Consider the following 10,022-nt stretch of genomic DNA (forward strand, 5'->3'; position numbering starts at 1 on the left):
GTATCGACCAGGTCCGCGCCGAACTCGACGAGTTGAGCGACTTCCTGCGCAAGGAGCACGGCGACAGCCAGGACAGCGGTGCGGGCGAGGGGACCAGGTGACCGGTCGGCTCATCGCCGGGCGGTACGAACTGGCCGCGATCATCGGCCAGGGCGGCATGGGGCAGGTGTGGACCGCCTACGACCGGCGGCTGGACCGGCGGGTCGCGGTGAAGCTGCTGCGCCCCGACAAGGTCGCCGGCGGGGAGAACGTGGAGGAACTGCGGCAGCGCTTCGACCGCGAGTGCCGGGTCACCGCCCAGGTCGACCACCCGGGCCTGGTCACCGTCCATGACGCGGGCGCGGACGGCGACGAGCTGTACTTGGTGATCCAGTACGTGGAGGGCAGCGACCTCGCCGACCACCTGGCCGCGCACGCGCCCTACCCGTGGCCGTGGGCGGTCGCCGTCGGCGCGCAGTTGTGCGCCGCGCTGTCCGCGGTGCACGCCGTCCCGATCGTCCACCGCGACCTCAAACCGCGGAACGTGATGATCAGGACCGACGGCACCGTCACCGTGCTCGACCTGGGTGTCGCGTCCGTGATGGACACCGACACCACCCGGCTCACCCACACCGGGACGCCGATCGGCAGCCCCGCCTACATGGCGCCCGAGCAGGCGATGGGCGGCGCCATCGGCCCGCGCACCGACCTGTACGCCCTGGGCGTGGTGCTGCACGAACTGCTCGGCGGCGAGGTGCCGTTCGGGGCCCCCACCGCACTCGGCGTGCTGCACGGCCACCTGTACGAGGAGCCGCCGACGCTGCGTCGAATACGCCCCCAGGTGCCCGAGCCGCTGGAGGCCCTGGTGCTGCGGCTGCTCGCGAAGGACCCGCAGGACCGCCCGCAGGACGCGCAGGACGCCTTCCGGCAGCTCGTCGCCCTGATGCCGCCGCCCGGCGGGGCCCGTTCCGCGCCGCTCGGCCCGATGGACCCCACCCGGCCGTTCCTGCGCCCGCACGCCCCCTGGCCGGACAAGCCCGAGCCCGCGCCGCTGCCCGACCGCCCCGCCTACCCGCCGGTGGTGAACTCCGCGGGCCCCGACCTGGCCGCCGCCGTCGACGAGGTGCGCCGGCTGCTGGCCGCGGGCCGGATCACCCAGGCCGTGGACGTACTCGGCGGACTGCTGCCGGCCGCCGCCGAGAAGCACGGCGAGCACTCCCCGGTGCTGCGCAGCCTGCGCAAGCAGTACGCCGCCACCTTGATGGAGGACGGCCAGTACCGTCGCGCGCTGCCCGAACTGCGCCGCCTGTCCGACGAGTTCGCCTCCCAGTACGGCGGCGCCGACCGGCAGGCCCTCCAGTACCGCTACGAAGCGACCCAGTGCCTGGAGCAGTTGGGCGACACCACCTCCGCGCTGTCCGAATACCGTGTCCTGCTGCCGTACTTCGAGCGCTGGGTGGCCACCGACCCCGGTCCGCCGTTGGAGATCAGGCGCCGGATCGGCCATCTCCTGCTGTCCGTCGGCGACCGGCGCGCGGCCCGCGACGTGCTGACCCGCCTGCTGTACGACGCCGAGCGGGTACGCGGACCCCACCCCCCCTGCCCGGCGGAAGTCCGCCGTACGCTCGCCTGGTTGGGGCAGGTACAGGGGTAGGGCCCGTCGTTCGGATCGCCGCGACGCCGCGGAGATCCGGCCGACAGGCCCTGGCACGGCGGGAGGGGCGGGTCACGCCCCGGACGGACGAACTTTCCGAGGTGTGTGTGATGCGGATACGTACGACGCGGGCGCTTGCCTGCACGGCGGTACTGGCCGCGACGCTGGGCGTCGCCGGGTGCAAGGACACCACCCCGGGCGCGGACCCCACCAGCAGCGCGAGCAGCGCGAGCAGCGGTGGCACCGGTGCCGCCGGTGGTGACCCGGGTGCCACCCCGAGCGCCGCCCACGGCAGCGCGCTGGCCGCCGCGAACGCCCTGAAGGTCAAGGGCCGCGCCCCGAAGACCGGTTACACCCGCGACCAGTTCGGTCCCGCCTGGGCCGACGTGGACCACAATCACTGCGACACCCGCGACGACATACTGCAGCGCGACCTCACCAAGAAGACGTACCGGGCCGGCACCAAGGACTGCGTCATCACCGGCGGCACCCTCGCCGACCCGTACACCGGCACGCAGATCGTCTACAAGCGCGGTGCCAGCAAGGTCGACATCGACCACGCCGTCGCCCTGTCCGACGCGTGGCAGAAGGGCGCCCAGCAGTGGTCCAAGGACCGCCGCAAGGAGTTCGCCAACGACCCGCTGAACCTGCTCGCCGTCGACTCCTCCACCAACCGCCGCAAAGGCGACGGCGACACCGCCACCTGGCTGCCCCCGAACAAGTCCTTCCGCTGCACCTACGTGGCCCGCCAGGTCGCCGTGAAGACGAAATACGGCCTTTCGGTCACTTCCGCCGAACAGGCCGCCATGCGCAAGGTGTTGGACACCTGCCCGAAGCAGCCGCTTCCGGCGGGCTGACCGGCCGCAACCCTCCCGGCCCCGATCACGTTGTGCAGAGTGCTGGATATCGGCCGCCGTTGGTCAATATCCTCGTGCTCGATCATCCATCACGCCAGGAACGCGAGACGCGAGACGCGAGGAGAACTTCCCCGCTGTTCCCCGCCGTCACCCGCCGGGAGGCACCCATGGTCCGCCGCCGTACCGCCGTCTCGACCGCCGCAGTCGCACTGCTGCTGGCGTCGCCCGCACTGACCGCGTGCGGGTCGGGCCCCAACCGCACGGGCGCGGCCGCCGTGGTCGGCGACCAGCGGATCGCCGTGGCGACCGTGCAGGCGCGGGTCTCCGACCTGCGGACGGCTGCCAACGGCGACCCGCGGGCCGCGCAGGCCGTGGCCGGCGCCACCCAGTTGTCGACCCAGGTGCTCAACGTCATCGTGCAGACCCAGGTGGTGGACAAGGCGCTCGCCGACAAGGGGCTGACGGTGACCGCGGGCGAGGTGCAGCGCGAGTACGACGCCGAGGTGCAGCAACTCGCCGGCGGCGACCGCAAGAGCTACGAGGCGGGCATGCTCGCGCAGTACGGCACGCCGCCCAACCAGATCGACAGCTACCTGCACGAGAAGATTGCCATCACGAAGATCATCGCGGCGCTCGGATACCAGCCGGGCAGCGACGGCGGCGAGAAGGCGCTGGAGGACTACATGGTGAAGACCGCCAAGTCGCTCCATGTGCACATCAACCCGCGGTACGGCGTCTGGGACGGCAAGAGCGCGTCCATCGGCCAGGTCAAGAACCCGTGGGTGATCGACAAGACCCCGGTGTCGAGCCCCGGCGACACCGCCGCGCCCACCGACGTGGCGTGACGGACGTGATGTGACGGACGTGGCGTGACCGGCGCCCGTCTCACCCGCCCGTCTCACCCGGCCGTCCCACCCGCCCGCACCGGTGATCGCCGGGCGGGTGATCGCCGGACCGGCGGCGCGCGGTACGTTCGAGGGGTGACCGAAGAACCCGACGCCGTGCCCCCCGGGCGCCTGGTGCTGCTCACCATGAGCCACCGGGTCGCGCCCGGCCTGCTCTCCTGGCCCGCGTGGCAGGTGCTGCGCGACGCCGACCGCGTGCTGTGCGCGGACCCGGACCACCCGCAGCTTCCCTACCTGCGGCAGGCCGGGATCGCCGTCGAGACGGCGGCGCCGAGCGGGCAGCAGCTGGTGGACGCCACCGCGGGCGGCCGCACCGTGGTGTACCTGCCGCCGGACGCCGGCGCGGACCCGGCCGTCACCGACGAGTTGGCCCGGCTGGGCGGCTCCGGCCGGGTCGCGATGCCCGAACTGGAGCTGCTGCCGGGTTCGTACGACCTGCCCGGCGCGCGACTGCTCGACCTGGTGCGGGTGATGGACCGGATCAGGGCCGAGTGCCCGTGGAGCAGCACCCGGACCCACGATGACCTCGCCGAGTACGGCATCGAGGAGATGTACGAACTGGTCGAGGCGATCGAGGAGGGCGACCGGACCGCCGTCCGCGAGGAACTCGGCGATGTGTTGCTCCAGGTGGTGTTCCACGCGGCCATCGCCGAGGGCGACGAGGAGGAGCCGTTCGGCATCGACGACGTCGCCGCGGGCCTGATCACCAAGCTGGTCCACCGCCACCCGCACATCTTCGGCGACGAGCAGGCGCGGACCCCGGAGGAGGTACACGCGATCTGGCTACGGCGCAAGGGCGCCGAGAAGGCCCGGGAGTCCGTCACCGACGGCGTCCCGGTCGCCGCCCCCGCCCTCGCACTCGCGGCGAAGCTCGCCGGCCGGGCGCACACCGCCGGCCTCCCCCTGCCCGCCGGCCCGGCCGTACCCCGGTACGACGACGAGGCCGCGCTCGGCGACCACCTGCTCGCGGAGGCCGCCGCCGCCCAAGCCGCGGGCATCGACCCGGAGAGGGCGCTGCGCCAGGCCGCACGCCGCTACCGTGCCGCGACGAAGGCCGCGGAGGCGCGGCGCGCGGCGCGGGCCCGTACCGGCCCGGCGGACGACGAGAACGCCGACGGCGGCGCGGACGACTGGAACGACGCGGAGGACGCAGCGGACGCCGACGGCACCGGCTCCACCGACCGCACCGTGGAAGGCGGTTGACGCCGGTGCGACTGGACGTCCCCTCCACCTGGCCGGCCGACGAGGTCGACGCCCTCGCCCTCCAGGCCCGGCTGCGGCCGCTCGCCGACCACCGCGGCCCCGGCCCGGCCGCTCCCCGCCTCGTCGCGGGCCTCGACGTCGCGTACGCCGGCGACGGGCGCGGCACCGGCGACCTGGTCGCGGCCGCCGTCGTGGTGATCGACACGGCGACCCTCGGCGTGGTCGAGCGTGCCACCGCCTCGACGACCACCGCCTTCCCTTACATACCAGGCCTGTTCGCCTTCCGGGAACTGCCCGCCCTGGTCGCGGCGCTGCGGAAGCTGACGACCACGCCCGACCTGCTGTTGTGCGACGGGCACGGCCGGTCCCACCCGCGCCGCTTCGGGCTCGCCTGCCATCTCGGGGTACTCACCGGCCTGCCGACCGCGGGCGTCGCCAAGACCCCGTTCACCGGCCGCCACGACCCGGCCGCCCTCGGCCCGGACCGCGGCGACCACGCCGACCTGGTGGACGACGGCGAGGTGGTCGGCCGCGCCCTGCGCACCCAGAGCGGCGTCAAGCCCGTCTACGTCTCCACCGGTCATCTGATCGACCTGCCGACCGCCTGCGCCCGCGTGCTGGACCTGGCCCCGCGCTACCGCCTCCCCGAGACCACCCGCCAGGCCGACCACCTCAGCCGGGAGGCGCTGCGAGCGGCGGCGGCCGGCTGACGGCACCGGTTCTTGCCGGTTGCCCCGTCGCCGTTCCACTTTCAGTCGAGGATCAGGTCCATCTCGATGGGGAACGGGACGGCTACCTTGAGGTGCTGGTGATGGATGCCGGTGATGACATATGTGCCGCTGGCGGGTTCGAGCTCGTAGACGTAGACCACTGGTTCCTCGCCACTGCGCTCGACGCGCCAGAAGTGCTCGATGCCGGCCTGCGCGTACTTCTGGGGCTTCGCCCGGCGGTCCCGCTCCACCGACTCCTGTGAGACCACCTCGATGGCCAGCCTGACGTCCGCGGGGTCGTAAGAGGTCTGTTCGGGACCCTTTCTCGCCCGGCGCGGTACCACCATCAAGTCCGGCTCCGGCCGGTCGCGCTCGCCGAGTTTCGTCGTCATCTCGCGTACGACATAGAACTCCTCGGGCACCTGTGTACGCAGTCCGTACTCCAGCAGCCACAGCGTCGCCATGTGGAAATGAGTCTGCGGACTCACGAAGAACAGCCCTCCGTCGATCATCTCGGTGTGTGACGGGAGGCCCGGAATACGGTCCAGGTCATCCGCGGTCCACCCACCGGCCGGCGGCATGGGCCAGCTGAAGCCCGTGTCCTCATCGCCGTCGGCCGCGGTACTGCCTGTGTCCTGATCGCCCTCGGCTGCGGTACTCATCAGCGCTCCCATACGACGGATAATGGCGCGTACGAAAAGCGTACCCAGGCCAAACGAAGATCCCTCACCCGAAAGGGCGAATGGAACCTGCTTCTGGGGCCGTGACCAGGGGAAACGTTGCCCCGGCCGCATCGTCCGCCCGGGCCCGGCGCTGTCGGCGGCGCCCGATACGGTCATGGGGTGACCGATCTACCCCCACCGCCGACCGACACCCCCGCGCCGCAGCCGGAACTGTTCTCCTGGGAGTTCGCCACCGACCCCTACCCCGCGTACGCGTGGCTGCGCGAGCACGCGCCCGTGCGGTGGACGACGCTGCCCAGCGGCGTCGGCGCCTGGCTGGTGACGCGGTACGGCGACGCGCGGCAGGCGCTGGCCGACGGGCGGCTGAGCAAGAACCCGGTGCACCACGCGGGGGAGTCGGGTGTGAAGGGGAAGACCGGCATCCCGGGGGAGCGGACCGCGGAGCTGACGACGCATCTGCTCAACATCGACCCGCCCGACCACACCCGGCTGCGCCGCCTGGTGTCGAAGGCGTTCACCCCGCGCACGGTCGCGGTCTTCGAGCCGCGGGTACGCGAGTTGACGGACGGTTTCATCGACGCGTTCGCGGGCCGGGGGGAGGCGGACCTGATCCACGAGTTCGCCTTCCCGCTGCCGATCTACGCCATCTGCGACCTGCTCGGGGTGCCGAGCCAGGACCAGGACGACTTCCGGGACTGGGCCGGGATGATGGTGCGTCACGCCGCGCCGGGCCAAGGCGGCGGACCGCGCGGCGGGGTGGCGCGGGCGGTGAAGAAGATGCGCGCGTATCTCGTCGAGTTGATCCACCGCAAGCGCGGCGACCTCGGCGACGACCTGATCTCGGGGCTGATCCGGGCGAGTGACCACGGCGAGCACCTGACGGAGAACGAGGCCGCCGCGATGGCCTTCATCCTGCTCTTCGCCGGCTTCGAGACCACCGTCAATCTGATCGGCAACGGGGTGCACACCCTGCTGGCCCACCCCGCGCAGCGCGCCGCCCTCCAGGACTCGCTGGCCGCCGGCGACAGCGCGCTGCTGGAGTCCGCGGTCGAGGAACTGCTGCGCTACGACGGCCCGGTGGAGATGGCCACCTGGCGGTACGCCACCGAGCCGCTGGAGATCGGCGGCCGGCCGGTCGCGGCCGGCGATCCCGTCCTGGTGGTGCTGGCCGCGGCCGACCGTGATCCGGCCAGGTTCGCCGACCCGGACACCCCCGACCTCGCCCGCCGGGACAACCCGCATCTCGGCTACGGCCACGGCATCCACTACTGCCTGGGCGCGCCGCTCGCGCGGTTGGAGGCGAGAACCGCGTTCGCCGCGCTGCTGACCCGTCTGCCGGACCTGCGGCTCGCCGTGGAACCGGCCGAACTGCGCTGGCGCGGTGGTCTGATCATGCGTGGACTGCGTACGCTGCCGGTGGAGTTCACCGCCGAGGCGCCACACGTCAGGTGACGCCGCGTCAGCAACGTGATCGCGACGTGATGATCGCTACATCGACTTGTGACGCACTGGCCAAGCCCGCTACGTTCTGCGGTCAACGCAAGGCGTGTACCGCGTGGCCCATGGCACGACGCGTGGCAGGGCGCACGGAATGGCTTACGGCTTGAACGAAAGGCGACCGCATGCTCTCGTCCGGTAACGGCCGGCACCGACGCCCCCGGCAGGCCCCGGCGGCAGTGGTGACCGTGGCGACCGCCGCCGCGACAGGTGTCGGTATCGCGCTTCCCCTGATCAGCGCCGGGTCCGCCCAGGCGGCCGACGCGAGCACCTGGGACAAGGTCGCGATATGCGAGACCGGCGGCGTGTGGGGCGCGAACACCGCCAACGGCTTCTTCGGAGGTCTGGCGATCACCCAGAACACCTGGGACCAGTACGGCGGCGACGCGTATGCCACGCGGCCCGATCTCGCCACCCGGGCCCAGCAGATCACCGTCGCGCAGAAGATCCTCACCGACCTCGGCCCCAACGCGTGGCCGGGTTGCGAGCTCACCACCGGCCTGCTGACCGACACCGCGACGCCGGACGTCGACCCGAGCGCGACGCCGGTGCCCGACCCGTCGGGCCCCACCGGCATCCAGCCGAGCCCCGGTTCGACCACCGCGCCGTCCGACTCCGGTACGCCCACCACGTCGCCGACCACCCCGGACGACCCGGGCACCCCGACCACGGATACGCCGACCGACCCGGGCACGCCGTCCGACTCCGGTACGCCCACCACGTCGCCGACCACCCCGGACGACCCGGGCACCCCGACCACGGGCACGCCGACCGACCCGGGCACGCCGACCACCGGCTCCGGCCGGCACGGGAAGCCGTACGACCCGTCCGACGAGGAACTGGCCGCCCAGGACCGGGCCACCAGGACCGAGGTCCTCTCGACCCCCGCCTCCGACGGCGCGAGCGGCAGCGGCAGCCAGGGCGCCCACCGCGCCAAGCCGGCCACCGGGCAGCCCGCGCAGGGCAAGGGCGCCACCGACGGTTACCAGGTCGGCTCCGGCGACTCGCTCTCCGGCATCGCCGCCGCGCACCACGTCGCCGGCGGCTGGCATCAGCTCTACGAGGCCAACCGCGACCTCATCGGCAACGACCCCAACCTAATCAAACCGGGACAGACCATCAACCTCGGCTGAGGAGAAGGCGCGTGGCGGCCGGACGACAAACCGGACGTATCAACTCCCGGCCGTCGCCGCCGATGTGACAAGCGTCTCGCCGACTCTTTCGGCCGTTCGATCGTCAACTCGCGAATGCCACCCTTCCGACCTGCGTCGATGTCCACCCGCCGAGCGCGAGTGCGCAGTTGGAGCCCGCCGCAGGAATGTTTGAAGAACCCGGTGCGGTGTGCTTAACGTCTAACCGCTCGCCACAGCGGGCCCCGTTCGGAGCGGAACGCCGAGTCCTGCCGCCGCCCCACGGGAACAGTCGACGCGAAAGCGCCGCAGGCAGGAGCGGGGGACCCAAGGTCTTTCGCCGGACCAGCCGCACGCCGCGGCGACGGACAGCAACAGCAACCGTCGCGGCCACCGCGGCAGCACGGTCCGGCTCGGGGTGAAGCCGAATCGCCGCATGACGCGGCGCGGCCGGGCAACTCACGTCCGAACCCGACAGCTCACCTCGTAGGCGTCGGTGAGGGCTATAACAACATGGGTAAGCACCGTCGTGCCTCGAAGAGGTTTGTCCGCATCGCCACGCTCGCCGGAGTCGCCGGCACCGCGATCGCCGCTCCGCTGATCGCCAGCACGTCCGCCTCCGCCGCTTCCGTCGCCACCTGGGACAAGGTCGCCCAGTGCGAGTCCGGCGGCAACTGGTCCATCAACACCGGCAACGGTTACTACGGCGGCCTGCAGTTCTCGCAGTCCAGCTGGGCGGGCGCGGGCGGTCTGCAGTACGCCTCGCGCGCCGACCTGGCCACCAAGGACCAGCAGATCGCGGTCGCCGAGAAGCTGCTCGCCATGCAGGGCCCGGGTGCCTGGTCCTGCGCGTCGGCCGGCGGCCTGACCGCCGGTGGCCCGTCCCCGGACATCAACCCGTCCGGCTCCTCCTCCTCCTCGTCGTCGTCGAGCGCGCCGTCCACCCCGGCCGCGCCGGCGCCCTCGAAGCCGGCGCCCTCGAAGTCGACGTCGAGCGCGACCACCACGCACACCGGCACCTCGCAGAGCAGCCGCAGCACCCCCCGGCACGCCGCGCCGACCAGCATCCCCAAGGGTGACGGCGAGTACACCGTGGTCAAGGGCGACAGCCTCTCCAAGATCGCGGCCGAGCACCACGTGGCCGGCGGCTGGCACAAGCTGTTCTCGCTCAACCACGACATCGTCAAGGACGCCGACCTGATCTACCCGGGCCAGCACCTGCACCTGAGCTGAACACCGGGTTGCACCGGAACGAAGGTCCCCACCGCACCGGCCGGGTGCGCGCACCGAACCGCGCGCGCCCGGCCGGCGTGTTCGCGCGGGACTGCGCCCGCCGGGTGTCTCAGGGGTCGGGCCTAGGGCTGCCCGGGCCGGGAAGCCGGTTAGGCTCGTCCTGATCAGACC

General features: G+C 72.4%; 9 protein-coding genes and 1 riboswitch. Of the genes, 8 read left to right on the forward strand and 1 reads right to left on the reverse strand.

Features of this window, described 5'->3' with window-relative positions:
- The first annotated feature begins 157 nt into the window (after positions 1 to 157).
- The 5 genes from AC13HU_RS22545 to AC13HU_RS22565 all read left to right on the forward strand — a co-directional run bounded on the left by AC13HU_RS22545 (position 158) and on the right by AC13HU_RS22565 (position 5,308).
- A complete protein-coding gene (locus tag AC13HU_RS22545; RefSeq protein WP_483043752.1) occupies positions 158 to 1,633 on the forward strand; it encodes a protein kinase domain-containing protein in 1,476 nt (491 codons plus the stop codon).
- A gap of 110 nt (positions 1,634 to 1,743) precedes the next feature.
- A complete protein-coding gene (locus AC13HU_RS22550) occupies positions 1,744 to 2,490 on the forward strand; it encodes an HNH endonuclease family protein (RefSeq protein WP_483043744.1) in 747 nt (248 codons plus the stop codon).
- A 167-nt stretch (positions 2,491 to 2,657) separates the two neighbouring features.
- Complete coding sequence (locus tag AC13HU_RS22555) at positions 2,658 to 3,335, forward strand: SurA N-terminal domain-containing protein (protein ID WP_483043745.1); 678 nt, start codon at positions 2,658 to 2,660, stop codon at positions 3,333 to 3,335.
- Between the two features lie 135 nt (positions 3,336 to 3,470).
- Positions 3,471 to 4,598, forward strand: coding sequence for a nucleoside triphosphate pyrophosphohydrolase (locus AC13HU_RS22560; protein WP_483043746.1), 1,128 nt, complete (start codon positions 3,471 to 3,473; stop codon positions 4,596 to 4,598).
- A 5-nt stretch (positions 4,599 to 4,603) separates the two neighbouring features.
- Positions 4,604 to 5,308 (forward strand): endonuclease V, encoded by a 705-nt coding sequence (locus tag AC13HU_RS22565; protein ID WP_483043747.1) that lies wholly within the window; start codon positions 4,604 to 4,606, stop codon positions 5,306 to 5,308.
- A gap of 41 nt (positions 5,309 to 5,349) precedes the next feature.
- Here AC13HU_RS22565 and AC13HU_RS22570 read toward each other — a convergent pair whose 3' ends face one another.
- Positions 5,350 to 5,970, reverse strand: a complete 621-nt coding sequence (locus AC13HU_RS22570) for a Uma2 family endonuclease (protein ID WP_483043748.1) — start codon at positions 5,968 to 5,970, stop codon at positions 5,350 to 5,352.
- Positions 5,971 to 6,150: 180 nt separating this feature from the next.
- On the opposite strand from AC13HU_RS22570, the gene AC13HU_RS22575 reads away from it, so the two are divergent.
- From AC13HU_RS22575 to AC13HU_RS22585, 3 genes are all read left to right on the forward strand, one after another.
- Complete coding sequence (locus AC13HU_RS22575) at positions 6,151 to 7,443, forward strand: cytochrome P450 family protein (protein WP_483043749.1); 1,293 nt, start codon at positions 6,151 to 6,153, stop codon at positions 7,441 to 7,443.
- Between the two features lie 170 nt (positions 7,444 to 7,613).
- The gene (locus tag AC13HU_RS22580; protein ID WP_483043750.1) at positions 7,614 to 8,621 is read left to right on the forward strand and encodes a transglycosylase family protein; all 1,008 of its coding nucleotides are present in this window, start codon (positions 7,614 to 7,616) and stop codon (positions 8,619 to 8,621) included.
- A 369-nt stretch (positions 8,622 to 8,990) separates the two neighbouring features.
- Positions 8,991 to 9,126, forward strand: a riboswitch (cyclic di-AMP (ydaO/yuaA leader).
- A gap of 5 nt (positions 9,127 to 9,131) precedes the next feature.
- Positions 9,132 to 9,851 (forward strand): transglycosylase family protein, encoded by a 720-nt coding sequence (locus AC13HU_RS22585; protein ID WP_483043751.1) that lies wholly within the window; start codon positions 9,132 to 9,134, stop codon positions 9,849 to 9,851.
- Positions 9,852 to 10,022: the final 171 nt, after the last annotated feature.

The sequence above is a fragment of the Streptomyces sp. NH27 genome (assembly GCF_056859195.1).

What these genes read in the sequence shown, in the direction of transcription:
- AC13HU_RS22585 (WP_483043751.1), top strand. Translation starts at nt 9,132, where the DNA reads ATGGGTAAGCACCGTCGTGCCTCGAAGAGGTTTGTCCGCATCGCCACG.
- AC13HU_RS22580 (WP_483043750.1), top strand. Translation starts at nt 7,614, where the DNA reads ATGCTCTCGTCCGGTAACGGCCGGCACCGACGCCCCCGGCAGGCCCCG.
- AC13HU_RS22550 (WP_483043744.1), top strand. Translation starts at nt 1,744, where the DNA reads ATGCGGATACGTACGACGCGGGCGCTTGCCTGCACGGCGGTACTGGCC.
- AC13HU_RS22555 (WP_483043745.1), top strand. Translation starts at nt 2,658, where the DNA reads ATGGTCCGCCGCCGTACCGCCGTCTCGACCGCCGCAGTCGCACTGCTG.
- AC13HU_RS22545 (WP_483043752.1), top strand. Translation starts at nt 158, where the DNA reads ATGGGGCAGGTGTGGACCGCCTACGACCGGCGGCTGGACCGGCGGGTC.
- AC13HU_RS22570 (WP_483043748.1), bottom strand. Translation starts at nt 5,970, where the DNA reads ATGAGTACCGCAGCCGAGGGCGATCAGGACACAGGCAGTACCGCGGCC.